Raw genomic sequence first — 26,657 nt, 5'->3', positions numbered from 1 at the left:
GTCCGCCTCCCAGCAGCTGTTGAGCCAGATCGTAGGGCCTACGCGTGACGGCCGTCGCCGCTGCCCGGGTCGCTGCCGGGTGCACGGGTGGGAGCGCCGCCCGGGCGTCCCCCGGACGGCTCAGCCGGCGACGGTGGCGGCGCCGGCGGCCCGGTCCAGCGGCCGGAGCGCGCGCAGCACGACCAGCAGCGGCAGCACGCCGACGATGCCGAACGACATGTCGATGAATCGCCAGTACAGCGGGATGCCCCGGAGCGGTCCGCAGACCAGTGCCAGCGGGATGACGCCCGCGCAGGCGAGGACGGCCCACCGGACGACCCAGATGTTGCGGACCGGGTCCTTGATCGGCCCCCAGAACGCGGCCGCGATGACCAGGTGCGCGAAGGCCAGCCAGTCGGTGCCGTAGGCCAGGAAGGGGTAGCGGGCACCGGTGTCGGCGACGCCGTCGCGGATCCGCTCGATCCACTCCAGGAGGCCCGGCAGGTGGTCGGTGACCGGGGCCGCCGGGCCGGTCGCGAGCTCGGCCAGCCAGCGGGTCTCGGTCTCCAGCGGGAAGGCCGTCAGACCGCTCAGGACCAGGCAGACCACGAAGGCCCAGAGCCACCGCCGCACCCGCCGGAGTACGGCCTGTTCGGCCGCGGGCGGGGTTCGGGTCAAGCTTTCGGACGTGCCGTTCATACCGGTCGACCCCCATGCCGGAGAGGAGCTGGGACGGGCTGTCCCACCTGCACGGGAGTGACTCTAGACGGTCGAATTGAACGTGTTCAACTTGCCCTGGGCCTGCCTCCGCGCGCGGGCTCACCCGGGGAGCCGCGCGGGCCGCCCCGCCGCCGCCGAGCCCCCGGGCACGCTGAAGGGCCCGGCGCCGCTCCCGGCACCGGGCCCCGCCGTACGACCCCGTCAGGCCGTGTACGTGTACCGCCCCGCCGCGACCGGCGCACTGGTCCCGCCGGCGGTGGTCACCGTCACGTCCACCACGCCGGTGCCGGCCGGGGCGGTCGCCGAGCAGAGCGTCGGCCCGCACGAGTGGAGGGTGGCCGGCACCCCGCCGAAGAGCACCGTGCCGGCGGCCAGTCCGCTGCCCCGGACGTAGATCCTGGTGCCCCCGGCGGCCGGCCCGGTGCTCGTGGTCAGACCGGTCACCACCGGCGCGGGGGGCGCCGGGGGAGCCGCGCCGGTGTAGTCGAAGGCGTGCGGCGCGGCCGCGGAGCCGCCGGGGGTCACCACCGTCACCGGCGCGCTGCCGGCGCCGCCGGGCGCGGTCACGGTGCAGGTGGTGCCGGTGCAGCCGCCGGTCGCGAGGGCGTCGCCGAACAGGACGAAGCCGTTGTCCAGGCCGGTGCCCGTCAGGGTGACGGCGGTGCCGCCCGTCCCGGGGCCGGTGGTCGTGCCGATACCCGTCACCGCCGGGACGGGCGGGGCGGCCGGGGTCTGCGGGCCACTGCCGAGCAGGTGGTCGGAGACGTTGTCGGACGGGTCGGTGTCGTTCCGGTTCGCCGCCGTGACCTTGATCGTCCCGGTCGGCCCGGTGCCGTGGGAGGCCACGTAGACCTTCATGAACTCGCTGCGCCCGGGAGCCCGGGTGCCCGTGAAGAAGGCGTCCAGCCGGCGGCCGTCGGGGGAGACCGTCTCGGTGAAGGAGTAGTCGGGGAGCGAGGTGATCGCCGCGCCGCTGGTGGTCAGACCGGCCGGCAGTTCGACGGTGAGGTGGGTGACGCCGGTGAGGTCGGCGGTGCCGGAGGAGGTCCAGGTCACCGAGAAGTTGGTGTTGTCGACCGGGAAGATCGGGTAGTTGCCGGCCTGGGTCACGCTGACGTTCGGGCCGGTGGCCGCCGTGCGGGCGGCGGTCGCGGCCGGGGTCGCGGCGCCGGCCGACGCGGTGCCGGCGGTGAGCGTGGCCACGGCCAGGGCGGCGGTCAGGCCGCCTCGTACCAGTCGGATGATCATATGAGGCATGATGGCCGTGGGGACCGGATCGTGCGGGTACTTTCCCGAAAGCCGGTTCCACCGCCCGCGGTGCGACCGCCTGTCCGGGCCGTCCGTAAGGTCCGTTTCGGTCGATGTCGGTGCCTACCTCTAATCTTGTCCACCGTGACCGCCATCGCTGACCCGCCCACCGAGTCCGGGCCCCGGCCGCCCGCCGGGCCCGCCGCCGCCGCGCGGCCCGCGCCCGGCCCCGCCGCCGACGAGGGCCTGGCCCGCCGGCTCAAGGCGCTGGCCTGCACGGCCCCGCTGCACGACCTGGACAGCCGCAAGGTGATGCTGGCCGGCGAGTACGGCGGCTACGCGATGGCCGAGGTCGGCCTCGCCGCGATCGACCTGGTCACCCTGCACATGGACTTCGACACCGGGGCCGACCGCGAGATAGTGCTCGCCCGGCTGCTGCCCCGGGTCGCCGCCCAGGCCGCCACCCGCCCGACCGCCGAGCACGAGCGGGTCGCCCGCTGGGTGCTGGAGTCGCTGATCAACGTCGGCAGCGTCGACCGCGGGTTCCGCGCCGTCTACGGCACCTTCGGCCAGGACGGCGCGTACGTCCGGCGCGACTACGACTTCAAGCTGATCGAGGAGGTGCCCGGCCCCGACGGCGGCGTCTACCTGCGCACCACCGACGAGGCGGTCAACGTCCTGGTCGGCGCCCTCGACACCGACGTCACCTCCGCGCAGATCGCCGCCGAGGTCAAGCTGGAGGTGCTGATCCGGCGCGGCCGGCTGGCCGATGCCCAGCTCGCCGCCGAGCAGGCCCGCTACCGCACGGTCCAGTACGCCGAGACGCTGCGCCGGGCCCTGGACGCGACCCGGCGCAACGTGCGCGCCGTCGACTGGATGCAGGCCGTCCCCGACCTCATCGACGAGGCGCTCGACCACATCGCCGACCGCTACCGGCACGAGAACGCGATTCTCACCAACATCCGCAAGGCCCGCGACGAGGCCGAGGAGCCCGAGCACAAGCGCCGCGCCGCCGAGCTGGTCGACATCGTCAAGGACTGCATCCGCCGCCACACCCAGCTGCAGACGCGCCTGCTGGAGGCCGGCCCGCTGTTCCGCGCCGAGCAGGACCGCCAGGCCTTCGCCGCGCCCGGCGCCCGCAGCGGCATCGACCTCTACGGGCAGCTGCTCGCCCCCGTGCTGCGGCTGCCGGTGGAGCAGGCCGTCCGGCCGACCGGCGCGTTCTTCACCCGCGGCACCGGTCTGCGCACGCCGGTCTCCGTCCGGGTCGCCGACCTGGTCGACCTGCTGCTCACCCCGCCGGTCGAGCGCGAGCACCTGGGCGCCGAGCTGCCCGATCCGGACCTCGTCGCCACCCCCGACGACAGCCGGTTCACCGAGGCGCAGCTGGAGGCCGCGCTGGTCCTGCTCGACCTGCCCGCCGACGCCCCCCGCCGGCTCTCCGGGCTGCTCGCCGACGCCCGCCGACAGGATCCCGAACTCCCCTACCTGGTCGCCCTGCTGGCGGTGCACGCGGCCAGCCCGCCGGTCGGCACCGCCTACCGGCAGGGGGAGGAGCGGCTGCTCTTCGCGGTCGACGACGGCACTCCGCTGCGGGACCGCGAGTTCGGCGGCGCCGACCTCATCGTCGGCAGCGCCCTGCTGGACGCGGCCGGCATGGCGGCCGACCGCAAGGACGCCAGTTGACGACCGGACAGCCGACGCACCCCCGGCGCCGCCCCGCGGCAGCCGCGACCGACCGCCCCACCACCCGCACCAGTGGCAACACCCCCGAGGAGCACCGCCCGTGACGACCCACCACGACACGTCCTGGGCACCCGAGGCCGAGCCCGCCGCCCCGGCCCCGATCACCCCGGCCGACGTCGCCGACGCGGCCCGCCTGGTCTCCTTCGGCCTGCAGGCCAAGCTGCTCCCCGCCCGCGACGCCGAGTACGCCGAGCTGGTCCGCCGCCACCGCGAGGACCCGCCCTTCGCCCGCCTCGCCGACGCCGTCGCCACCGGCATGGGCCTGGTCGTCCTGGAGGTCTCGCCGCGCGCCGGCATGGCCGTGGCCGCCGCCGAGGACTCCGTCTTCGCGGTCCGGATGGGCGACTACTCGCGCCGCGCCGCCTCCGAGTCGACCGACCGCTTCCTGCACGGCCTGGCCCACCTCGCCGTCGCCGCGATGGCCTTCCCCCGCCCCGAGGACCTCGCCGACGACGGCTACCTCGGCCGGATCACGGTCAACGGCGTGGACGCCTTCGTCCGCCAGGCCTGCCGCCGGCTGGAGGAGCAGGCCGAGGCCGACGGCGCCAACACCGACCCGCAGAGCGACGCCCCCGGCCTGGAGGCCGCCTGGCGGGTCTGGGCCCGGCGCACCGCCACCGGCGCCACCAAGGACGCCCGCCGGCTGTCCGGCTCCACCATCGGCATCGTCGCCAAGGCCGTGATGTTCCTGGTCGACTCCGGCTTCCTGCAGAAGACCTCGGACGACGCCGGCGGCACCTACCGCACCACCGCCCGCTACCAGCTCCAGGTCCGCGACCTGGCCGGCAGCGCCGCCATGGCCGAACTGCTCGACCTCGGCATCGTCCCGGTCTCCGACGGCACCGCCAGCCTGCTGCCCCCGGACACCGGGGACGAGCTGGTCGCCGACGCGGGCCTGCCGTTCCACGCGCTCTGACCCCGGGCCCCCACCCGGACCGGCCCGCCGCGCCACCGGGCCGGGCTCCCCTGACCACGCACTCCTGACCCACCCGCACTGGAGAACCGCCGCACATGTACGAGCTCAACCGGGTCCGCCTGTACTCGATCGGACCGGCCGGCGCCCGCTACGCCGACACGGTGCTCGACCTGCGCGGTGTCGGCGAGCCCGTCTCCGACCCGGCCCCCCAGCAGATCGGCCTGTTCGGCGAGGAGCCGGACGGGCCGATCCGCCGGCCCGCCCCCGCCGGGGTGCTCTTCCTGGAGAACGGCGGCGGCAAGTCCGTCCTGCTCAAGCTGATCTTCTCGGTGATGCTCCCCGGCCACCGCAACACCCTCGGCGGTGCCAGCTCCGGCGTGCTGCGCAAGTTCCTGCTGGCCGACGACTGCGGCCACGTCGCCCTGGAATGGCAGCACACCGTCACCGGTGAGCCGATCGTGGTCGGCAAGGTCAGCGAGTGGCGGGGCCGGCAGGTCTCCTCCGACCCTCGCAAGTTCGCCGAGACCTGGTACTCCTTCCGCCCCGGGCCGGGCCTGACGCTGGACTCCCTGCCGGTCGCCGAGCGGGTCAGCCTGGCCGGCGACCAGAAGGCCCGCGGCCGCCGCCGCACCATGAAGGGCTTCCGCGACGCCCTCACCGAGGCCGGCAAGGCCCACCCCCACCTCGACCTGGTCTTCGAGGACGGCCACGACCGCTGGACGGAGCACCTCGGCGAACTCGGCCTCGACCCCGAACTCTTCCGCTACCAGCGCGAGATGAACGCCGACGAGGGCGAGGCGGCGGGCCTGTTCGCGGTCAAGCACGACAGCGACTTCACCGACCTGCTGCTGCGCGCCGTCACCGACACCCGGGACACCGACGGCCTGGCCGACCTCGTCCACGGCTTCGCCGCCAAGCTCGGCCGTCGCGCCGAGCTCACCGCCGAACGCGACTTCACCGCCGGCTCGCTGGAGCTGCTGGAGCGCATCGCCGAGTCCACCATCGCGCGGGAGACCGTCCGCGAGGCCCACCGCACCGCCGAGCGCCGCACCCGCCGCCTCGCCCACGCCCTGACCTCGCGCGCCGCCGCCGAACGCGACCGTGCCCAGGACCTCTCCATCGAGGTCGCCGCCGCCGCGAGCGCCGTCACCGCCGCCGAGGCCGACCGCACCCGGCACACCCTGATCACCGCCGAGCTGACCCACCGGCACGCCACCCTCGGCCTGGCCGCCGCCACCACCGAGGCCGCCGCGCTGCGCCGCGAGCTCATCGACGCCCGCACCCTGCACTCCGCCTGGCAGGCCGCCGAGGCCGTGCTGCGCCAGCGCGCCGCCGCCGACCGGGTGGCCAGGGTCGCCGCCGCGATCCGCGAGGCCGAGCTCGACGCCGCCCCGGCGCTCGCCGCCCGCGCCCGTGCCGCCACCGCGCTGGCCCGCGCCCTGGAGAGCGCCGCCGCGGCCGCCGAGGAGCGCGCCGACACCGAGGAGCAGCGCGCCGGCGAGCTCCAGGCGGACGGCGCCAAGGCCCAGTCCGACGCCACCGAGGCCGCCACCGCCGCCCAGAAGGCCCGCAGCGAGTCCGACCACCTGCGCCAGCGCCTCGCCGAGGTCGAGCGGGAGACCGCCGCCGCGGTCGAGGCCGGCTGGATCGACCCCGGAACCGCCGAGCCCGACCCGGCCCGCGCCGCCCTGCACGCCGCCGACGTGGAGAAGACCGCCGCGGCCGCCCTCGCGCAGGCCCGCACGGCCGCCGAGGCCGCGGCGGCCCGGCTGCGCGAGGCCGCCGCGGCCACCGGCCGGGCCGAACTCGCCGAAGCCCGCGCCACCGACGCCCGCAAGGCCGCCGCCCAGGCGCTCGCCACCGAGCAGCGCACCGCGGCCCTGCTCGCCACCGAGCCCCGGCTCGCCGACCTGCTCTCCCTCACCCCGTACCAGGAGGGCGCGGACGAGGCCGCCGGCTTCCTCACCCCCGCGGTCCTCGACCGCTCCGCCGAGACGCTCCGGGAACTGCTCGACGACGCGATCGCCACCGCCGAACGCACCCTGTTCGACCTGCGCACCGCGGCCGCCGACGACTCCCGCATCCTCGCCGCGCTCGGCGACGGCGGCCTGCTGCCGCCCGGCCCGGACGTGCTCGCCACCGTCGAGTACCTCGCCGAGCACGGCATCCCCGCGCTGCCCGGCTGGCGCTACCTGGCCCAGTCGGTCGACCCGGCGGACCACGAGGCGATCCTCGCCGCCCGGCCGGAGCTGGTCGACGGCGTGGTGATCACCGACCCCCACTCGCTGGACCGGGCCCGCGAGATGCTGCACTCCGCCGCGCTGCTGCCGCGCTCCACCGTCGCGGTCGGCGCCGCCGCCGCGCTGATCGCGCCCATCACCGGCGAGCCCGCCTTCTTCCTCGTCCCGCCGAACCCGGCCATGCACGACGAGACCGCCGCCGACGGCGAGCGCCGCGAGCTGCGCTCCCGCGCCACCGCCCGCGAGGAGCACATCCGCGAGCTGGCCGCCCGGCTGGGCGGCGACCGCGCCCTCGCCGCCCGCCTCGCCTCCTGGCACGCCAGCTGCCCGCCCGGCACCCTCGCCGAGCTGGCCGCCGCCGCCGAGGCCGCCCACGAGCACGCCGAGCAGGCCGCCGCCGCGCTGGCCACCCTGCGCGCCGACCACGACGAGGCCGAGAGCGACCACGCCGCCGCCGCGTTCGCGCACGAGGAGCAGCGCGAGGCCGCCCAGCAGGCCCGGCGCCGCGCCGACGCCCTCTCCGGCCTCGCCTTCCGCCTGCGCGAGCGCGCCGGCTGGACGCGGAGCCTGCGCGAACTCGCCGAGGACGCGACCGAGTGCGACCGCCGCCAGGCCCAGTGCGCCGAGCGCGCCCGCACCTGCGACGAGGACCGCCGCGCCGCCCAGCGCGCCGCCGACGACGCCCGCCGCACCGCCCGCACCCTGCGCGCCGAGCGCGCCGAGATCCCCGCCGCCGAGCAGGCCGACGAGCCCGCCGTAGCCCCCGTCGCCCTGCCCGCCCTGCGCGAGGCCTACCGCGCCGCGTCCCAGCTGTACGAGAAGGTCGGCGTCGGCGCCGACCTCCGCGCCGAACAGGCCCGGGCCGAGGGGGACGAGGCCGCCGCCGCGACCGAACTCGACCGGCTCACCAACAAGGTGCGCACCCGGGCGGAGGAGCTGCTGGGCAGCCCCGACGGCGCCGACGGCCCGGCCCGCCAGGCCGCCGCCGCCCGCGCGGAGGAGCTGGTCGCCACCATCGAGGCCCGCGCCGCCGCCGCCAGCGAGCAGCTCGGCCGGCTGCGCGGCGAGGCCGAACGCTCCGCGCCCGCCGACGGCGAGGCTCACACCGAGCTGCCCGAGGACCTCGTCCCCACCGACCCCGAGCACGCCCAGGTCCTGCTGCGCACCGCCACCGCCCGGCTGGCCGAGCGCCGCGAGAGCGTCGACGCCGCCCGCACCGCCCACGCCGACCTGCAGCGGACCTTCGACGCCGCCCAGGCCGCCGCCGCCGACTTCGACGAGCACGCCGGGCAGCTGCGCGACGGCCTGCGCGAGCACCAGGACGAGGACGGCCGCCCGGTCGAGCCCTACCTGGGCCCGCTCGCCGACGCCCGGACGGCCGCCGCCGAGGCCCGGCGCGCCCTGCGCACCGCCGCCGGCGAACTCTCCGCCGCCGAACTCGCCGTCCGGGACGCCTCCGACGCCCTCGTCCGGCACGCCAACGCGGCGCGCTACGAGGCCGTCCGCACCCCGGCCCGCCAGCAGATCCGCGAACTGCCCGCCGCCGCCCTGCCCGACCACGCCGCCGCCTGGGCCACCGCCTTCGCGCCCCGGCTGCGGGTGCTGACCGACGAGCTCGCCCAGCTGGAGCGCAACCGCGGCTCGATCGTCGACCGGCTGCGCGGCCTGGTCGAGTCCTCGCTCACCACGCTGCGGGCCGCCCAGCGGCTCTCCCGGCTGCCCGAGGGCCTGGGGGAGTGGTCCGGCCAGGAGTTCCTGCGGATCCGCTTCGAGGACCCGGACCACGCCACCCTGGTGGAGCGGCTGGGCGAGGTGATCGACGAAGCCACCCGCGCCGCCGTCCGGAAGAACAGCGACCTGCGCCGCGACGGGATGTCCCTGCTGCTGCGCGGGGTCGCCGCCGCGATCGGGCCGCGCGGCGTCAGCGTGGAGATCCTCAAGCCGGACGCGGTGCTGCGGGCCGAGCGGGTCGGCGTCGGCCAGATGTCGGACGTCTTCTCCGGCGGCCAGCTGCTCACCGCGGCCATCGCGCTGTACTGCACGATGGCCGCGCTGCGGGCCAACGACCGGGGCCAGTCCCAGCTGCGGCACGCCGGCACGCTCTTCCTGGACAATCCGATCGGCCGCGCCAACGCCACCTACCTGCTGGAGCTCCAGCGGGCGGTCGCCGACGCGCTCGGCGTCCAGCTGATCTACACCACCGGCCTGTTCGACACCACCGCGCTGGCCGAGTTCCCGCTGGTCATCCGGTTGCGCAACGACGCCGACCTGCGGGCCGGCCTCAAGTACATCTCGGTGGAGGAGCACCTGCGCCCCGGCCTGCCCGCCCCGCAGGACCCGGACGGCCCGGCCATCCACGGCGAGATCACCGCGACCCGGATGTTCAAGCGCCCGGTGGAGGCCCCGGGCCAGGCCTGACGCCCGCTACCCCGGCGCCACCGGCCCGCCTACCGTGGGGGCATGCTGACGATCGCTCACTTCAGTGACATCCACCTCGGCCAGGAGTGGCGCCGGGACGGCGGCGCCCGCGCGTACCGGCGGGCCGAGCGGGTGATGGCGTACCTCAACGCCCTGCCGGGCCCGGTGGACGCCGTCCTGGTCACCGGCGACCTCGCGGACCACGGCCTGCCGGCGGAGTACGAGCAGGCCGCCAAGGTGCTGGTCTCCCGCCACCCGGTGCTCACCTGTCCCGGCAACCACGACCGGCGCGCGCCCTACCGGGAGGGACTGCTGGGGGAGGCGCCCGCCGACGGCCCGGTCAACCGGCGGCACGAACTGCCCGGCGCCGACCTGCTGCTGCTCGACTCGTCGATCCCCGGCCGCGACGACGGCCTGCTCGACGACGGGACGCTGGCCTGGCTGGACGCCGAGCTGGCCGGGGGCCGTCCGGACCGGCCGGCGCTGGTGGCCTTCCACCACCCGCCGGTCGTCCTCCACCTTCCGACCGTCGACCCGATCCGCCAGTTCGGGGAGGAGCGGCTCGCCGAGGCGCTGGCCCGCCACCCCCGGGTGGCCGCCCTGCTCTGCGGCCACTCCCACACCGGCGCGGCCACCGTGTTCGCCGGTCTGCCGGTGCTGGTCGCGCCGGGTGTGGTGTCGACCGTCACGCTGCCCTGCGAGGGCGGCCCCGGGATCAGCTTCGAGCAGCCGCCGATGCTCGCCTTCCACGTCCTGGACGACGACGGCCGGCTCACCACCCACTACCGGGCCGTCGTGCCGGCCTGACCACCCACCCGGGCACCCTGCGCGGTGGGCACCCACGGCTGGGGCGCCGTCCCGGTCGGGGGGCCCGCCGGGCGCGGCACCGGCCGGACCCCGGCGGGCGCCCGGCTGCCGGCCATCGGCGAGGCGGAGTTCGGCCCGCGCATCCGCTGGGCGGCGACCTGGCGCGAGATGAGGATCTCCAGCAGGCACCACATGGTGCCGAACACCCCGAGCCCCATGGCCATCAGCGCCGGCGTCATCAGCCAGCTGTCCGCGTACGAGCCCAGCGCCGCGACGACCAGGCCGACCAGGGTGAAGGACAGGCAGAGCACGGCCCGGACGGCGGCTGCGCGCACCTCGTCGGGCAGGCGACGGCGGCGACGGCGTGCGGATGGCATCGGGCGACCCCCAGGCGCGCTCACGACGGCGGGACGGGCGCGCCGGAACGCGCCCCTGCGCACCACTCTGCCCCGTGGTACCCGAACCATGCGCGGGAATCAGCCGAACTGCCGTCAAATCGTGTGATCTGCACCGGAAACCGCGTCCGCCGGGCGAATCACCCCAGCTGCTGGTCGAGCTCCGCCAGCGCGCCCTCGGCGATCGTGCGCATCGCCCGCTCGGCGTGGGCCGCGTCCCCCGCGCAGATCGCCTCCGCGACCTCGCGGTGCAACCGGATCGCGTACGGCTCGGGCTGGTGGGGCATCAGATGGTACTCCGTGCGACCGGTGAGCACCGCACCGACGGTGTCCCCGAGGTGGGCGAACATCTCGTTGCCGGAGGCCTTCAGGACGGTCGCGTGGAAGGCGATGTCGTGCCGGAGGAAGGTGGTGAGGTCGGCGGCCCGCGCCGTCATCGTCAACTCTCCGGCGAGGGAGAGCAGTTCGCGGCGCTCGTCGTCGCTGGCATGCCGGGCGGCGAGCGCGGCCGCGGCCGGCTCCACCGCGACCCGCAGCGAGCCGAGCGAGCGCAGCTGCGCGGGCCGGTCGGTCCCGGCCAGCCGCCAGCGGATCACCAGCGGGTCGAAGACGTCCCAGGCGGACTTCGGCTGGACGGTGCTGCCGACCCGCCGCCGGGAGGCGACCAGCCCCATCCCCTCCAGGATCCGCACGGCCTCGCGGACCACCGTCCGCGACACCCCGTACCGCTGCTCCAGCTCCTCGGCGCGCAGGACCGTCCCCTCGGGGATCTCACCGGAGGCGATGGCCGGTCCGAGGTCGGCGAGCAATCGGCCGGGCAGCCCCTGGATCTCCATCCGGCCAGCCTAGAGGGCCCGGCCGGCCCGCTCGCCGGGCGGCCCCCGCAACGCGCAAAAGTATGACGATTTGGTTTCCGACCCTTGAATACGTCATATCTTTGGAGCGATAGTGGCGGCCTGGCAACGAAGGAGCACCACCCATGGCTCTCAGCGTCGAGAACCACGACACCCCCGCGTCGCCCCTCACCCTCGTGGTGATGGGCGTCTCCGGTGTCGGCAAGACCACCGTGGCCCGACTGCTGGCCGACCGCCTCGACCTCCCCTACGCCGAGGCGGACGACTTCCACCCGCCCGCCAACATCGCCAAGATGTCGGCCGGCATCCCGCTGGACGACGCGGACCGCGCGCCCTGGCTGCGCGCCCTCGGCGGCTGGCTGGGGGAGCGGGCCGAGGCCGGCACCGGCGGCGTGGTCACCTGCTCGGCGCTGAAGCACCGCTACCGCGACACCCTGCGCGCGGCCTGCCCGGGCGCCTTCTTCCTGCACCTCAGCGGGGGGCACGAGCTGGTCGGGGACCGGCTCGCCCACCGCACCGGACACTTCATGCCGCCGTCGCTGCTCGACTCGCAGTACGCCGCCCTGGAGCCCCTCGGGGCGGACGAGCGCGGTGCGGTCCTGGACGTCGGCCCGACCCCCGAAGAACTCGTCGAGATGGCCGTGGCACTGCTGCGGCCCGTCAATGGAGACCTCGCGTGACCCCCACCCTGCTCGCGGCGGCCGCCCCACCGGCCCTGCCGCACACCGACAGCGACGCCCAGCTGCTGATCGCGGTCCTGCTCAGCATCGGCGCCATCGTGGTGCTGATCACCCGGCTGAAGCTCCACCCGTTCCTCGCCCTCACACTCGGCTCGGGCCTGCTGGCCGCCGTCGCGGGCGCCCCCTTCGACAAGCTGCTGGGCAGCTTCTCCACGGGGTTCGGCGCGACCGTCGCGGGCGTCGGCCTGCTGATCGGGCTCGGCGCGATGCTCGGCAGACTGCTCGCCGACTCCGGCGGGGCGAACATCATCGCCGACACCGTGCTCGCCCGCTCCGGGCCCAGGGCGCTGCCCTGGGCGATGGCGCTGATCGCGGCCGTCCTCGGCCTGCCGCTGTTCTTCGAGGTCGGGGTCGTCCTGCTGATCCCGATCGTGCTGCTGGTGGCCCGCCGCGGCAACGTCCCGCTGATGCGGATCGGCATCCCCGCGCTGGCCGGGCTCTCGGTGCTGCACGGCCTCGTCCCGCCGCACCCCGGTCCGCTGGTGGCCGTCGACGCGCTGAAGGCCGACCTCGGCATCACCCTGGCGCTCGGCCTGCTGATCGCCGTGCCGACGCTGATCGTCGCCGGCCCGCTGTTCGCCCGGCTCGCCGAGCGCTGGGTCGGCCCGCTGGAGATCCCGCAGGCCACCGCGCCCGAGGAGACGGAGAAGCCCGCGCACACCCCGGGCTTCGGCGCGGTCCTCGCCACCATCCTGCTGCCGGTCGCCCTGATGCTCGGCAAGGCCCTGGTCGACGTCGTCGTCGACGACCCGAAGGCGATGCCGCAGCGGATCTTCGACTTCATCGGCTCGCCGCTGATCGCCCTGCTCGCCGCGACCCTGCTCGGCATGGTGACGCTCGGCCGGGCGGCCGGCTTCACCAAGGACCGGATCTCCGACACCGTCGGGAAGTCGCTCGGCCCGATCGCGGGCATCGTCTTCATCGTCGGCGCGGGCGGCGGCTTCAAGCAGACTTTGATCGACGTCGGTGTGGGCAACGCGGTCAGCGAGTGGTCCGCCAAGTGGCACATCTCGGCGCTGCTGCTCGGCTGGCTGATCGCCGTGCTGATCCGCCTGGCCACCGGCTCCGCCACGGTCGCCACGATCACCGCCGCGGGCATCCTCGCCCCGCTCGCCGCCGACATGTCCGCGACCCACGCGGCGCTGCTGGTGCTGGCCATCGGCGCCGGTTCGCTGTTCTTCTCGCACGTCAACGACGCCGGCTTCTGGCTGGTGAAGGAGTACTTCGGGATGAGCGTCGGCCAGACCCTCAAGTCCTGGTCGGTGATGGAGACCGTGATCTCGGTCGTCGCCATCGCCCTGATCATGCCGCTCAGCCTGATCATCTGACCGCGCCCCCGCGCCCCCGCGCCCCGGAGGGCGGTACCCGTCTCCACGGGTACCGCCCTCCGGCGTTGCCCGACGGCGGGCCGCACGGCCCGACCGCGGCCCGGCGGGCAGCCGAGCGGGTCCTGGGGACCGCCCCGGCAGGCGACCCGCAGGAGCCCGTGAGCCCGGCCGTGCGGACATGCCGAAGGGCGGGCACCCCCAGCCCGGGGTGCCCGCCCTTCGAGTCCGGTGCGCCGGCCCTACGGGGCCGAGCGCTTCGCGGGACCGCCCTCACTCGGCCACGCGGTCACTTGGCGCGCTTCGCCAGGAAGGCGTCGACCTCGGACCGGATCTCCGGCGTGTCCAGGCCGCGGACGGTCATCGTGGTGCGGCGGCGCAGCACGTCGTCCGTGGTGTACGCCCACTCGCTGTCGGCGGCGTAGGCGACCTGGGCCCAGACGTCCGGACCGTCCTCGTGGATCGGCCGGCCGAGCTCCGGGTTCTCGTCGATCATGCGGGCGATCTCGAAGGAGAGCGTGCCGTAGTGGCTGGCCAGGTGCTTGGCGACCAGCGGCTCCATCCGGGAGCCGGGCTCACGGTCGATCAGCAGGCGGTGCGCGACGGCGTTCGGCGCGCCGACGCCGGGCAGCGGGACGGTCCGGGCGATGGTCGACATGTCCTCGCCGAGCGTGGTGCCGGGCACGTGGGCCAGCTTCTCCAGCACGGTCCGGCCGATGTGCCGGTAGGTGGTCCACTTGCCGCCGGCGACCGACAGCATGCCGCCCCGGCCCTCGGTGACGACCGTCTCGCGCTTGGCGGCGGCGGTGTCGCCGGGGCCGCCGGGCAGCACCCGCAGGCCGGCGAAGGCGTAGGTGATCAGGTCGCGGTCGATGTGCTCGTCACGGATGGCGTGCGCGGCCTCGCCCATGATCTGGTCGATGTCCGCCTCGGTGGCCCGGACGTCCTGCGGGTCGCCGGTGTACTCCTCGTCGGTGGTGCCGAGCAGGACGTGGTCCTCCCACGGGATGGCGAAGGAGACGCGGTACTTGTCGATCGGGATGGTCAGCGCGGCGCGCCACGGGGCACGGCGCTTGACCACGACGTGGGCGCCCTTGGAGAGGCGGATCGACGGCGCGGCGCCGGCGTCCTCCATGGTGCGCAGGTGGTCGACCCACGGGCCGGTGGCGTTGAGCACCAGGCGGGCGTTCACGCCGAACTCGGTGCCGTCCAGGCGGTCCTTGAGGTCGGCGCCGGTGACCCGGCCGCCGGTGAAGCGCAGGCCGGTGACCTCGGCGTGGTTGAGCACCACGGCGCCGGCGTCGACGGCGGCGCGCACCGTCATCACGGCGACGCGCGAGTCGTTCATCTGGTGGTCGCCGTAGACGGCCACCGAGCGCAGGCCCTCGGTGCGCAGCGCGGGCACCTGCTGGGCGGCGTGCGCGGCGGTGGAGACCCGGCCCATGCCGTCGCGGAAGGCGGAGAGCGCCGAGTAGAGGAACACACCGGCGCCGAGCTTGGGCGCGCTGTGCGGGCCGCCCTTGTAGACCGGCACGAAGAAGGTCAGCGGGTTGACCAGGTGCGGGGCCACGTCCGTGGCGAGCGCGCGGCGCTCCTTGTGGTTCTCGGCGACCAGCTTGACCGCCCCGGTCTGCAGGTAGCGCAGACCGCCGTGCACGAGCTTCGAGGAGGCGCTGGAGGTGGCCCCGGCGAAGTCGCCGGCATCGACCATGGCGACCTTCAGGCCCGCCTGGGACGCGGTCCAGGCGACGGCCGTGCCGAGGATGCCGCCCCCGATCACCAGCAGGTCGTAGGTGGCCTTGCCCAGCAGCTCGCGGGTCTCGGCGCGGGAGGCGGTGCGGCCGGCGAAGCGCTCGGCGCCCAGGGTCGGGATGGTAGCCATGGTGTGTGTACGGCGGCGCGGGTCGGGCGGCGCCGTTACTCCTCTCGGTGTGCGGTGCGGCCCCTGCTGAGAGGCCGGTTCGGCCCGGTGCGGCGGGCCGGTGAAACGGGAGCGGGCCGGCCGGGGCCCGGGGGCCCCGACCGGCGTCCGCGGTCAGATCTGCTCGTCCTCCTCCACCCAGCCCATGGTGCGCTCCACGGCCTTGAGCCACTTCTTGTACTCGCGCTCCCGGGTGGCCTCGTCCATCCGCGGGGTCCACTCGGCGGCGCGGTGCCAGTTGGCCCGCAGGGTGTCCAGGTCGCTCCAGAAGCCGACCGCCAGGCCGGCCGCGTAGGCGGCGCCCAGCGCGGTGGTCTCGGCCACGTACGGGCGCTCGACCGGAGCGTCCAGCACGTCGGCGATGTTCTGCATGAGCAGGTTGTTGCTGGTCATGCCGCCGTCGACCTTGAGGGCGGTGAGCTCGACGCCGGAGTCCTTCTGCATGGCGTCGACGACCTCGCGGGTCTGCCAGGCGGTGGCCTCCAGCACGGCCCGGGCCAGGTGGCCCTTGGTGACGTACCGGGTCAGACCGGCGATCACACCGCGGGCGTCGGAGCGCCAGTACGGGGCGAACAGGCCGGAGAAGGCCGGGACGAAGTAGGCGCCGCCGTTGTCCTCGACGGTGTTGGCGAGGGTCTCGATCTCGGCGGCGGTGGAGATGATGCCGAGCTGGTCGCGCAGCCACTGGACGAGCGAGCCGGTGACGGCGATCGAGCCCTCCAGCGCGTACACCGGCTTCTGGTCGCCGATCCGGTAGCCGACGGTGGTCAGCAGCCCGTGGTACGAGTTGACGACCTCCTCGCCGGTGTTCAGCAGCAGGAAGGTCCCGGTGCCGTAGGTCGACTTGGCCTCGCCCTTGTCGAAGCAGGTCTGGCCGAACAGCGCGGCCTGCTGGTCGCCGAGGGCGGAGGCGACCGGCACGCCGGCCAGGTCGCCGACGGCCTCGCCGTAGACCTCGGCGGAGGAGCGGATCTCCGGCAGGACGGCCATCGGCACGCCCATCGACTCGGCGATCTTGTCGTCCCACTCCAGCGAGCGCAGGTTCATCAGCATGGTGCGGCTGGCGTTGGTGACGTCGGTGACGTGCTTGCCGCCGTTGACACCACCGGTGAGGTTCCAGATCACCCAGGTGTCCATGGTGCCGAACAGGATGTCGCCGGCCTCGGCGCGCTCGCGCAGGCCCTCGACGTTGTCCAGCAGCCAGCGGATCTTCGGGCCGGCGAAGTAGCTGGCCAGCGGGAGGCCGGTCTCGCGGCGGAAGCGGTCCTGGCCGACGTTGCGGCCCAGCTCGCGGCAGAGGCCCTCGGTGCGGGTGTCCTGCCACACCAGCGCGTTGTGCACCGGCTCGCCGGTGTTCTTGTCCCACAGGACGGTGGTCTCGCGCTGGTTGGTGATGCCGATCGCGCGGATGTCGTCCTTGGTCAGACCGGCCTTCTCCAGCGCGCCGCGGACCACCGACTGCACCCGGGTCCAGATCTCGGCGGCGTCGTGCTCGACGTAGCCGGGCTGGGGGAAGATCTGCCGGTGCTCCTGCTGGTCGACGGCGACGATCCGGCCGTCCTCGCCGAAGATGATGCAGCGGCTGGAGGTGGTGCCCTGGTCGATCGCGGCGATGTAGTTACCGGTGCCAATGGAGGTCATGAGGGTCCTCGGCTCAAGAAGGGGGTTGCGGGGTGGGTGGGTCCGACTCTCGGGTCAGTCCCCGTGCTCGGGTGGGGTGGAAACCCGAGGAGCGTCAGAAGGCGACGTGGTACAGGCCGCCGGCCAGCAGGCCGCCGATGACCGGGCCGGCCACCGGGATCCAGGCGTAGGACCAGTCGGAGCCGCCCTTGTTCGGGATCGGCAGGAGCGAGTGCACGATGCGCGGGCCCAGGTCGCGGACCGGGTTGATCGCGTAGCCGGTCGGGCCGCCGAGCGAGAGGCCGATGCCGACGACGGTGAGGGCGACGATCAGGATGCCGGTGCCGGAGAGGCCGAGGCCCTTGTTCAGGCCCTGGGTGAGGATGCCCAGGCAGAGGACCATGGTGCCGATGATCTCGGTGAGCAGGTTCTGGACCGGGTTCCGGATCTCGGGACCGGTCGAGAAGATGCCCAGGGTCGCCTCCTTGTTGGCCTGGAACTGGCCGAGGTAGGTGACCCAGACGAGGACGGCGCCGATCATCGCGCCGAGCAGCTGGGAGCCGAGGTAGACCGGCACCTTGCTCCAGTCGCCGCTGTCGACGGCGAGGGCCAGGGTGACGGCCGGGTTCAGGTGCGCGCCCGACTTGGGGGCCGACATGTAGGCGGCGATCATCACCGCGAAGCCCCAGCCGAAGGTGATCGCCAGCCAGCCGGCGTTGAGGGCCTTCGACTTCTTGAGCGTCACGGCGGCACAGACGCCGCCGCCGAGAAGTATCAGCGCGGCGGTGCCGAGGGTTTCGCCGACGAAGATGTCGCCGTTGGAGAACGCGGACACAAAGACTCCCTTGTCCATATGGCCCGGAGGTGCGGGTGGGGGCAGGTGGCTGAGCGATCGCTGTGCGGGTGAGCGCATTGTGGGAGTGATCTGCTCGGCCATCGTTCGACAATGTCGACCGTCATGCGGAAGCTTCCTCCCCAGGCCGCCTTCACGTCAAGGCCGGGTTACGCAGCTGTGACCCTTCACTCGAAGTTACCAATCGACTCACGTCAAATATGGACAAAACGCTAAGGCGCGGACAGGCATCCCGCCTGTCCGCGCCTCAGCGTGAACGTCAGATGTCCGCGGCCGCGGCCGCCGGCGCCGGGGTCAGAACCGTCCGGCGCCCAGGTCCCGGGAGATCGCCCGGGCCGCGCTGCGCACCGAGGCGACCAGCGAGGGCCGCACGAAGCCGTCCTCGCAGACCCGCTCCACCGGGCCGCTGACGCAGACCGCGCCGACCGGGTTGCGCCGCCGGTCCTGGATCAGCGCGCCGATCGAGGCCACGCCCTCCCAGGTCTCCTCGATCGAGTCGGTCCAGCCGCGCTCCCGGGTCAGCGCCGCCTCGGCGTCCACGTCCGCCAGGTCGGTCAGGGTCCGTGCGGTGTACGCCTCCAGCGGGCCCTCGCCCAGCTCCCCGCGGGCCACCGGGTCGTACGCCAGCAGAACCTTGCCGAGGGCGGTGCTGTGCAGCGGCTGCATCGAGCCGACCTCCAGCACCTGCCGGGTGTCGTCCGGACGGAAGACGTGATGCACGATCAGCACGCCCTGCTGGTGGAGCACCCCGAGGTAGACGGTCTCGCCGGCCGCCCTGGCCAGGTCGTCCGCCCAGACCAGGGCCCGGGCGCGCAGCTCGTGCACGTCCAGGTAGCTCTGGCCCAGCCGCAGCAGCTCCGCGCCCAGCTGGTACTTGCCGCTCTCCGGGTCCTGCTCGACGAACCCCTCCTGCTGGAGGGTGCGCAGGATCCCGTGGGCGGTGCCCTTGGCGAGGCCCAGGGCCGTCGCGACCTCGGACAGCCCCAGGCGGCGCTCGCCGCCGGCCAGCAGGCGCATGATCGCGGCGGCCCGGGAGAGCGACTGGATCGGGCCGGGCATTCGGTACCTCCGCGCTGACAGGCGGTCGACAATGTCGACCGCAGTGGTAACGGGACGAGTCTGCCAGGCCGCGCCCCGTCCGTGCACCTTCCCCCTCGGTAATCTCCGTCCGGCGCGGTCAGTCCCGCCCGCGCGCCACCTCGGCGGCCAGCGCCGCGATCTCCCGCGGGCCCACCCGGCAGCAGCCGCCCACCAGCCGGGCGCCGTCGGCCAGCCACCCCGCCACCCCAGCCCGGCCGCCGCCGGGAGCGGCCCCGGGCACGCCGAACGTCGCCGCACCGCGCCAGGCACGGGCCCCGGCGTCCCAGCGCTCGCCACTGTTCGGATAGACCACCACCGGCTTGCCGGTCACCCGGGCCGCCGTCGCCACCGCCCGGTCGGCGTCCTGCGGCGTGCAGCAGTTCACCCCCACCGCGACCACCTCGTCGGCGTCCGCGGCCAGCGCGAAGGCCTCCGCCAGCGGCTGCCCGGCCCTGGTCCGGTCGCCCGCCACGCTGAACGACAGCCAGGCCGGCACGCCCAGCCCGCGCACCGCCCGCAGCAGCGCCCGCGCCTCGTCCGCGTCGGGCACCGTCTCCAGCGCCAGCACGTCCGGCCCGGCGGCCGCCAGCACCTCCAGCCGCGGCCGGTGGAACGCCTCCAGCTCGGCGGTCGTCAGCCCGTACCGGCCCCGGTACTCCGAGCCGTCGGCCAGCGCGGCGCCGTACGGCCCCACCGACGCGGCGACCCACAGCGGCCGGTCCGCCCGGACCGGCGCCGCGGCGCGGCGCGCCAGCTCCACCCCGAGCGCCAGCAGCCGCTCCGCGTCCGCGCGGCCCAGCCCGCGCCGGGCGAACCCCTCGAAGCTCGCCTGGTAGGTCGCGGTGATCGCGACCTGCGCCCCGGCCTCGAAGTACGCCCGGTGGGCGGCGACCACCGCCTCCGGGGCGTCCGCCAGCAGCCGGGCCGACCACAGCGCGTCCGACAGGTCGTACCCGGCCGCCGCCAGCTGGTTGGACAGCCCGCCGTCCAGGACCAGCGGACCGGCGGCCAGCGCGGCGGCGAAGCCCGGCGGGGCAGGGGCGGGCATGACGGCCTCCTCGGGGGCAAAGCTCCTGGTCACAGAGTAGAAGACCGGACGCCCCCGGCCGGCCCGAAAACCATTTGCCGCCCGGCCCCCGGATCGCTACGTTGTGCTCACCCCGAGAACGACGGCAGGACGGCGGCCCGCCGGTCCTCCCGGTACCGCCGACCGCACGACACGCCCGCCACACCCGACGCGCCCGGCAGCGACCGTCGGCGACCGACCGGCCCGACGAAGCGCCAGCGGAGAGGAGCCCGCCATGACCGTGGAACGACCGCCCGCCCACGAGAACGACTGGCTCGCCGCCTACGACCCGCGCGCCTACACGCCCGTCGCCGTCACCGTCGACGTCGTCGCCCTGACGCTGCGCCACGGCAGCCTGCACGTCCTGCTGGTCGAGCGCGCCGCGCCGCCCTACCAGGGGTACTGGGCACTGCCCGGCGGCTTCCTGCGAGCCGGCGAGGAAGGGCTCGACGAGGCCGCCGCCCGCGAGCTCGCCGAGGAGACCGGCCTGGTCGGCACCGCCGACGCCGAGGCCGCCCTGAGCCGGATCCACCTCGAACAGCTCGGGACGTACGGCGCCCCCACCCGGGACCCGCGCATGCACGTGGTCTCCGTCGCCTACCTCGCCTTCGCCCCCGACCTGCCCGACCCGCAGGCCGGCTCGGACGCGGCCACCGCCGCCTGGCACGCCGTCACCGAGCTCGACCTCCGGCCGTCCACCGGCCGGTCCCCAGCCGCCGGTGTGCCCGCCGACACCCACGGGGGTGGCGTCGGCGGGCACACCGGCCACCAACCCGCGGCCGACGGCCCCGCCGGCACCACGACGCTCGCCTTCGACCACGCCCGGATCGTCGCCGACGGCCTCGACCGCGCCCGCGCGAAGATCGAGTACAGCCCGCTGGCCACCGCCTTCCTCCAGTACGACTTCACCATCCCCGAGCTGCGCGCCGTCTACGAGGCGGTCTGGGACGAGAAGCTCCACCCCGGCAACTTCCACCGCAAGGTGCTCTCGGTGCCCGGCTTCGTCGAGAGCACCGGGACGACCACCGAGCGCGGCGGCGCCCGCGGCGGCCCACGGGCCCGCACCTACCACGCCGGCGACGCCCACCTCCTGCACCCCGCGCTGCTCCGGCCCACCCGGGAGGACGAGATCCGCTGACCGGCGCCACCGGTCGCGCCCACGCGCACTACCATCCGGCCATGACGACTCAAGAGGTGAGCAGGACGAGCAACCGGCCGAACTCCCACTGCCACTGGTGCGGCACGCCCTACCCGCCCGGCACCACGGCCTGGCCCCGCACCTGCCCCGGCTGCTCCGAGATCAGCTACCGCAACCCGTTGCCCGTCGTCGTCACCCTCCTCCCGGTCACCCAGGAGAGCGGTGCGCCCGGCCTCGTGGTCATCCGCCGCACCATCGAGCCCGGCTACGGCCAACTCGCCCTGCCCGGCGGCTACGTCGACTACGGGGAGAGCTGGCAGCAGGCCTGCGTCCGCGAGCTGCGCGAGGAGACCGGCATCCTGGCCGAGGCCGGGGACGTCACCCTGGTCGCCACCGACTCCGACACGCACGGCGGCTTCCTCTGCCTCTTCGGCCTGCTCCCCGCCCGCCCGCTCGCCGAGCTCCCGCCCTCGGTCCCCACCGAGGAGACGGAGGGCTGGCAGCTCGCCGACCCCACGACCGCCCTCGTCTTCGCCTTCCACACCCGGGTCTCCCAGGCCTGGTTCAACGGCGAGTACGCCCACCACTGACCGTGCCCGGGGACGGGGCTGACCAGACTCGCACGGCCGCGGCAGACCCTGGCGTACCGCGCGATCACATGGCAGGGTCTGCTCCGACAGCCCCAACCGGACGGGCCCTGCCACAAGCACCCCCGTCCCATCCAACGGCCGGGAGACCACCACCGTGAGCACCCCATCCCAGGACCAGCCGCTCTGGCGCCCCAACCCCGCTCGCGCCGCAGCCACCGGCCTCGTGGCCTTCCAGGCCTGGGCCGCCGAACACCACGGCGCACCGGCCGCCCCGCTGGCCCCCGTCGACAGCGACGAGCAGGCCGCCCGGCGCTACGCCGACCTGCACAGCTGGTCCACCGAGGACCTCGACCGCTTCTGGACGGCCGTCACCCAGTGGTTCGGCGTCCGCTTCACCGAGGCCCCCGAAGCCGTCCTCGCCGAAGCCGCCATGCCCGGCGCCCGCTGGTTCCCCGGCGCCCGCCTCAACTACGCCGAGCACGCCCTGCGCGCCGCCGACGACGAGGCCAACGCCGACAAGCCGGCGATCCTCCACCTGGACGAGACCACCGAGCAGCCGACCGTCCTCACCTGGTCCGAGCTCCGCCGCCAGGTCGGCTCGCTCGCCGCCGCCCTCCGGGCCGGCGGCATCGGCCCCGGCGACCGCGTCAGCGCCTACCTGCCCAACATCCCGCAGGCCGCCGTCGCCCTCCTCGCCAGCGCCGCCGTCGGCGCGGTCTGGACCAGCTGCGCCCCCGACTTCGGCGCCCGCAGCGTCCTCGACCGCCTCCAGCAGATCGAGCCCGCCGTCCTCTTCGCCGTCGACGGCTACCACTACGGCGGCAAGGACCACGACCGCGCCGAGGTCGTCGCCGAACTCCGCCGCGAGCTCCCCAGCCTGCGCACCGTCGTCCACGTCCCGCTGCTCGGCGCGCCCGCCCCCGACGGCGCCCTGCACTGGGACGACCTGGTCGCCGACGACGTCGAGCCGGTCTTCGAGGCCGTCCCCTTCGACCACCCGCTCTGGGTCCTCTACTCCTCCGGGACCACCGGCCTGCCCAAGGCCATCGTCCAGAGCCAGGGCGGCATCCTGCTGGAGCACCTCAAGCAGGCCGGGCTCCACCTGGACCTCGGCCCCGAGGACCGCTTCCTCTGGTACACCTCCACCGGCTGGATGATGTGGAACTTCCTCCTCGCCGGCCTGCTCACCGGGTCCACGATCGTCACCTACGACGGCAGCCCCGGGCACCCGGACACCGGTGCCCTCTGGTCCGTCGCCGCCCGGACCGGCGCCACCGTCCTCGGCACCTCCGCGGCCTACGTCATCGCCAGCCGCAAGGCCGAGCTGCACCCCGGCCGCGACCTCGACCTCTCCGCCGTCCGCTGCATCGGCACCACCGGATCCCCGCTCCCGCCCGACGGCTTCCGCTGGATCTACGACGAGGTCAAGCAGGACGTCTGGCTCGCCTCCGTCAGCGGCGGCACCGACGTCTGCTCCTGCTTCGTCGGCGGCGTCCCGACCCTGCCGGTGTACCTCGGTGAGATCCAGGCCCCCTGCCTCGGCGCCGCCGTCGAGTCCTGGGACGTCCACGGCCGCCCGCTCACCGACGCGGTCGGCGAACTCGTCGTCACCAAGCCGATCCCGTCCATGCCCACCGGCTTCTGGAACGACCCCGACGGCGCCCGCTACCACGACAGCTACTTCGAGATGTACCCCGGCATCTGGCGCCACGGCGACTGGATCACCGTCACCTCCCGCGGCACCGTGGTCATCCACGGCCGCTCCGACTCGACGCTCAACCGCCAGGGCGTCCGGATGGGCTCCTCCGACATCTACGAGGTCGTCGAGCGCCTCCCCGAGATCGCCGAGTCCCTGGTCATCGGCCTGGAGGAGCCCGACGGCGGCTACTGGATGCCGCTCTTCGTCGTGCTCGCCCCCGGCGCGGTCCTCGACGACGGCCTGGTCGGCCGGATCCGCACCTCGCTGCGCACCGAGCTCTCACCGCGCCACGTCCCCGACGAGGTCATCGCCGTCCGCGGCCTGCCGCACACCCTCACCGGCAAGCGGATCGAGGTCCCGGTGAAGCGCCTGCTCTCCGGCACCCCGCTGGAGCAGGCAGTGAACCCGGGTTCGGTCGACGACATCGAGCACCTGCGCTACTTCGAGCAGCTCCGCCGCGACCGCCGGGCCTGACCTCGGACAGCACCCGGACAGCACGAACCCGGACAGCACGAAGGGGTGCCCCCATGACGGTGGGGGCACCCCTTCGCAGTCCTCGCTCCGGCCGCGTGCCGGGTGTCACTCGCCGGACAGCACCTGCTGGGCCGCGGCCCGCGCGTCCTCGGCGCTGTCCGCGGCCCGGGCGGCCTCGGCCGCCCGGCGGCACTGCGCCAGCGTGTACTTGGCCAGCGTGGCCCGCACATAGGGGATCGACGCCGCGCCCATGGAGAGGCTGGTGACGCCGAGCCCGGTCAGGACCACGGCGAGCAGCGGGTCGGAGGCAGCCTCGCCGCAGACGCCACAGCTCTTGCCGGTCGCCCGGGCGGCCTCGGCCGAGAAGGCGACCAGGTCCAGCAGCGCCGGCTGCCACGGGTCCTGCAGCCGCGCCAGCGCACCCACCTGGCGGTCGGCGGCGAAGGTGTACTGCGCGAGGTCGTTGGTCCCCAGCGAGAGGAACTCCACCTCCTGGAGGATCGACCGCGCCCGCAGCGCCGCCGACGGGATCTCCACCATCGCCCCGTACTTGGCGCTCAGCCCGGCCTGGCGACACGCGTCCGCGAAGTCCTTGGCGTCCTTGCGGTCGGCCACCATCGGGGCCATCACCTCAAGGTGCACCGGCAGCCCCTCGGCCGCCTTCGCCAGCGCGCGCAGCTGGGTCTGCATGACCTCGGGGTGCTCCAGCAGGGTCCGCAGACCGCGCACACCCAGCGCCGGGTTGGGCTCGTCGGCGGGGGTCAGGAAGTCCAGCGGCTTGTCCGCGCCCGCGTCAAGCGCCCGGACCACGACCCGGCCCTCCGGGAACGCCTCCAGCACCTTGCGGTACGCCTCGACCTGCTTCTCCTCGCTGGGAGCCTTGGCCGAGTCGTCCAGGAAGAGGAACTCCGTGCGGAACAGGCCGACGCCCTCCGCCCCGGCCTCCAGCGCGGCAGGCAGGTCCGCGGGACCGCCGACGTTGGCGAGCAGCGGCACCCGGTGCCCGTCCGAGGTCTGCCCCGGGCCGGACGAGGCGGCCAGCGCGGCCTTGCGCTCGGCGGCCGCGCGGCGCAGTTCGTCCTGCTTCTCCTGCGACGGCTCCAGCAGCACGTCGCCGGAGCTGCCGTCCACCGCGACCACGGTGCCCTCGGCGACATCGGTCGCCCCCGGCAGCGCGACGACGGCCGGCACGCCCAGGGCGCGGGCGAGGATGGCGCTGTGGCTGGTCGGCCCGCCCTCCTCGGTCACGAAGCCGAGCACCAGGGTCGGGTCCAGCAGCGCGGTGTCGGCCGGCGCCAGGTCACGGGCGAACAGCACGTACGGCTCGTCGCTGTCCGGAACGCCCGGCATCGGCACGCCCAGCAGCCGAGCCACGATGCGGTTGCGCACGTCGTCCAGGTCGGCGACCCGGCCGGCCAGGTACTCCCCGGCGGAGGCGAGCAGCGCGCGGTAGGCGGCGAAGGCGTCGTAGACGCCGCGCTCGGCGCTGCTGCCGACGGTGATCCGGCGGGCCACGTCGGCCATCAGCTCCGGGTCCTGCGCCATCAGCGCCTGGGCCTCCAGCACGGCCTGCGCCTCGCCGCCGGCCAGGTTGCCGCGGGCGATCAGGTCCGCGGCCACCGCCTCGACGGCAGCCTGGGCGCGGGCCTGCTCACGGGGGGCGTCCGCGGTCGGGATCTGGGTGGCCGACGGCTCCAGCACCGCCGTCCCCATGTGCCGCACCTGGCCGATCGCGACCCCGTGGCTGACACCCACGCCGCGCAGCGTCTTCTCCATGTCACCTGTCTCCGCTGAGAGAAGCGGCCCCGCCGGGTACCGCTGTGTGCCGGGCCGCCCCACCGAGTCCGGAGGGGCGGGTCTGCAGTAAAGAAAGAGGTCAGCTCCAGCTGAAGAGGGCGTCGCCCACGGCGACGTCCCCGTCCTCGCGAAGGTCGCCGAGCGAGTCGGGGGCGGCCTCCAGAGCGACGATCGGCGAGATCGGCGACTTGCCCGCGGCCTCGACGGCGGCCGGGTCCCACTTGATGACGGCCTGGCCGCAGGTCACCGTGTCGCCCTTGTTGACGAGGAGCTCGAAGCCCTCACCGTTGAGCTGCACGGTGTCGATGCCGAGGTGCGTCAGCACGCCGTGTCCGTCCGCGTCCACGACGACGAACGCGTGGGGGTGCATGGAGACGACGACACCGTCCACCGGGGCCACGGCCTCGGTCGGCCGGCGCACCGGGTCGATCGCGGTGCCGGGGCCGACCATCGCGCCGGAGAAGACCGGGTCGGGCACGCCGGCGAGCCCGACGACACGGCCGGTCAGCGGCGACGTCACAGTGGTCATGGTTGAGCCTCCCAAGTGCGCAGTACAGAGAGCGGCCGCGAACTGCGGCAAGGACATCGACTGAAGCCTAAATCATGTCAACTTCGGACATCTGCTGACATTCCCGGGCGAACACTCACGCCCTGCCCGCCCTCACCGGCCGGCCATCTCACCGACCGCTAGTGGTCTAGTCCTCTTGGCCGATGCGCCGCACTCTACAGGCATCTTGGCGAATCGGGACCATTGCTGTATATGCTCGCGAGAGCAACAAATCATGCCTCCCAGCGGGTGAAGCTCGGCGTGCCCCGATTCGCGCTCCGGCCGACGACCCGCTATGGTTGGTCGAGTCGCCGCAAGTCGACGGTTAACAGCAGGTTTCAGAAGCGAAAAGCACCGGTAAACGGAGCGGAAAGCGTCTGGTAAGCTGGAAACACGAAAGAACGAAGCGCCCGGAGGGCCCGCTGGAAGGCGGTCCGAAGGAAGTGTCCGTTCCTTGAGAACTCAACAGCGTGCCAAAAGTCAA

General features: G+C 74.5%; 20 protein-coding genes. 9 read left to right on the top strand and 11 right to left on the bottom strand.

Annotation, left to right across the window (positions count from 1 at the left end):
* Positions 1–120: 120 nt before the first annotated feature.
* Together ABZ495_RS20360 and ABZ495_RS20355 are read right to left on the bottom strand one after the other, a co-directional pair.
* Positions 121–657 (bottom strand): hypothetical protein, encoded by a 537-nt coding sequence (locus tag ABZ495_RS20360; RefSeq protein ID WP_359837230.1) that lies wholly within the window; start codon positions 655–657, stop codon positions 121–123.
* 243 nt (positions 658–900) lie between these two features.
* The gene (locus ABZ495_RS20355) at positions 901–1,947 is read right to left on the bottom strand and encodes an IPT/TIG domain-containing protein (protein ID WP_359837228.1); all 1,047 of its coding nucleotides are present in this window, start codon (positions 1,945–1,947) and stop codon (positions 901–903) included.
* Between the two features lie 153 nt (positions 1,948–2,100).
* On the opposite strand from ABZ495_RS20355, the gene ABZ495_RS20350 reads away from it, so the two are divergent.
* The 4 genes from ABZ495_RS20350 (at position 2,101) to ABZ495_RS20335 (ending at position 10,074) form a co-directional block, all read left to right on the top strand.
* Complete coding sequence (locus ABZ495_RS20350) at positions 2,101–3,633, top strand: hypothetical protein (protein WP_352295093.1); 1,533 nt, start codon at positions 2,101–2,103, stop codon at positions 3,631–3,633.
* A 100-nt stretch (positions 3,634–3,733) separates the two neighbouring features.
* Complete coding sequence (locus tag ABZ495_RS20345; protein WP_329490851.1) at positions 3,734–4,609, top strand: hypothetical protein; 876 nt, start codon at positions 3,734–3,736, stop codon at positions 4,607–4,609.
* A gap of 95 nt (positions 4,610–4,704) precedes the next feature.
* A complete protein-coding gene (locus ABZ495_RS20340) occupies positions 4,705–9,267 on the top strand; it encodes a hypothetical protein (protein WP_359837226.1) in 4,563 nt (1,520 codons plus the stop codon).
* Positions 9,268–9,309: 42 nt separating this feature from the next.
* On the top strand, positions 9,310–10,074 hold the full coding sequence (locus ABZ495_RS20335; protein WP_359837224.1) for a metallophosphoesterase: 765 nt from the start codon (positions 9,310–9,312) through the stop codon (positions 10,072–10,074).
* On the opposite strand, the gene ABZ495_RS20330 is transcribed toward ABZ495_RS20335, so the two are convergent.
* Both ABZ495_RS20330 and ABZ495_RS20325 read right to left on the bottom strand, forming a co-directional pair.
* Positions 10,050–10,451: a hypothetical protein gene (locus ABZ495_RS20330; protein WP_329490855.1), complete on the bottom strand. Its 402-nt coding sequence runs from the start codon at positions 10,449–10,451 to the stop codon at positions 10,050–10,052. The genes ABZ495_RS20335 and ABZ495_RS20330 overlap by 25 nt on opposite strands.
* A gap of 158 nt (positions 10,452–10,609) precedes the next feature.
* A complete protein-coding gene (locus ABZ495_RS20325) occupies positions 10,610–11,305 on the bottom strand; it encodes an FCD domain-containing protein (RefSeq protein WP_359837223.1) in 696 nt (231 codons plus the stop codon).
* Positions 11,306–11,448: 143 nt separating this feature from the next.
* Between ABZ495_RS20325 and ABZ495_RS20320 the strand changes: the two genes are divergently transcribed.
* Positions 11,449–12,003: a gluconokinase gene (locus tag ABZ495_RS20320; RefSeq protein ID WP_329490857.1), complete on the top strand. Its 555-nt coding sequence runs from the start codon at positions 11,449–11,451 to the stop codon at positions 12,001–12,003.
* Positions 12,000–13,391 carry a gluconate:H+ symporter gene (locus ABZ495_RS20315; protein WP_359837221.1) on the top strand — a complete coding sequence of 464 codons (1,392 nt, stop codon included), beginning with the start codon at positions 12,000–12,002 and terminating at the stop codon, positions 13,389–13,391. The genes ABZ495_RS20320 and ABZ495_RS20315 overlap by 4 nt, the downstream gene beginning before the upstream one ends.
* A gap of 286 nt (positions 13,392–13,677) precedes the next feature.
* Here ABZ495_RS20315 and ABZ495_RS20310 read toward each other — a convergent pair whose 3' ends face one another.
* From ABZ495_RS20310 to mmuM, 5 genes are all read right to left on the bottom strand, one after another.
* Positions 13,678–15,270 (bottom strand): glycerol-3-phosphate dehydrogenase/oxidase, encoded by a 1,593-nt coding sequence (locus ABZ495_RS20310; RefSeq protein WP_329490859.1) that lies wholly within the window; start codon positions 15,268–15,270, stop codon positions 13,678–13,680.
* A gap of 153 nt (positions 15,271–15,423) precedes the next feature.
* Positions 15,424–16,950 (bottom strand): glycerol kinase GlpK, encoded by a 1,527-nt coding sequence (gene glpK, locus ABZ495_RS20305; protein ID WP_329490860.1) that lies wholly within the window; start codon positions 16,948–16,950, stop codon positions 15,424–15,426.
* Positions 16,951–17,044: 94 nt separating this feature from the next.
* The gene (locus ABZ495_RS20300; RefSeq protein ID WP_329490861.1) at positions 17,045–17,764 is read right to left on the bottom strand and encodes an MIP/aquaporin family protein; all 720 of its coding nucleotides are present in this window, start codon (positions 17,762–17,764) and stop codon (positions 17,045–17,047) included.
* A 312-nt stretch (positions 17,765–18,076) separates the two neighbouring features.
* On the bottom strand, positions 18,077–18,841 hold the full coding sequence (locus ABZ495_RS20295) for an IclR family transcriptional regulator (protein WP_352295079.1): 765 nt from the start codon (positions 18,839–18,841) through the stop codon (positions 18,077–18,079).
* A 118-nt stretch (positions 18,842–18,959) separates the two neighbouring features.
* Complete coding sequence (mmuM, locus tag ABZ495_RS20290; RefSeq protein WP_359810838.1) at positions 18,960–19,910, bottom strand: homocysteine S-methyltransferase; 951 nt, start codon at positions 19,908–19,910, stop codon at positions 18,960–18,962.
* A 253-nt stretch (positions 19,911–20,163) separates the two neighbouring features.
* Between mmuM and ABZ495_RS20285 the strand changes: the two genes are divergently transcribed.
* From ABZ495_RS20285 to ABZ495_RS20275, 3 genes are all read left to right on the top strand, one after another.
* Positions 20,164–21,066 carry an NUDIX domain-containing protein gene (locus ABZ495_RS20285; RefSeq protein ID WP_359810840.1) on the top strand — a complete coding sequence of 301 codons (903 nt, stop codon included), beginning with the start codon at positions 20,164–20,166 and terminating at the stop codon, positions 21,064–21,066.
* A gap of 41 nt (positions 21,067–21,107) precedes the next feature.
* On the top strand, positions 21,108–21,656 hold the full coding sequence (locus ABZ495_RS20280) for an NUDIX domain-containing protein (protein WP_329490865.1): 549 nt from the start codon (positions 21,108–21,110) through the stop codon (positions 21,654–21,656).
* 154 nt (positions 21,657–21,810) lie between these two features.
* Positions 21,811–23,829, top strand: coding sequence for an acetoacetate--CoA ligase (locus tag ABZ495_RS20275; protein WP_359837219.1), 2,019 nt, complete (start codon positions 21,811–21,813; stop codon positions 23,827–23,829).
* Between the two features lie 105 nt (positions 23,830–23,934).
* Here ABZ495_RS20275 and ptsP read toward each other — a convergent pair whose 3' ends face one another.
* Positions 23,935–25,605, bottom strand: a complete 1,671-nt coding sequence (gene ptsP / locus ABZ495_RS20270) for a phosphoenolpyruvate--protein phosphotransferase (protein WP_359810844.1) — start codon at positions 25,603–25,605, stop codon at positions 23,935–23,937.
* A gap of 100 nt (positions 25,606–25,705) precedes the next feature.
* Positions 25,706–26,155 carry a PTS glucose transporter subunit IIA gene (locus ABZ495_RS20265; RefSeq protein WP_329490869.1) on the bottom strand — a complete coding sequence of 150 codons (450 nt, stop codon included), beginning with the start codon at positions 26,153–26,155 and terminating at the stop codon, positions 25,706–25,708.
* Positions 26,156–26,657 lie beyond the last annotated feature (502 nt).

Origin of the sequence: Kitasatospora sp. NPDC005748 (genome assembly GCF_040630735.1) — a bacterium.
Classification (GTDB): Bacteria; Actinomycetota; Actinomycetes; order Streptomycetales; family Streptomycetaceae; genus Kitasatospora.
Note: the sequence above shows the minus strand (reverse complement) of the source record. Positions and strands in the feature narration are given on the sequence as shown.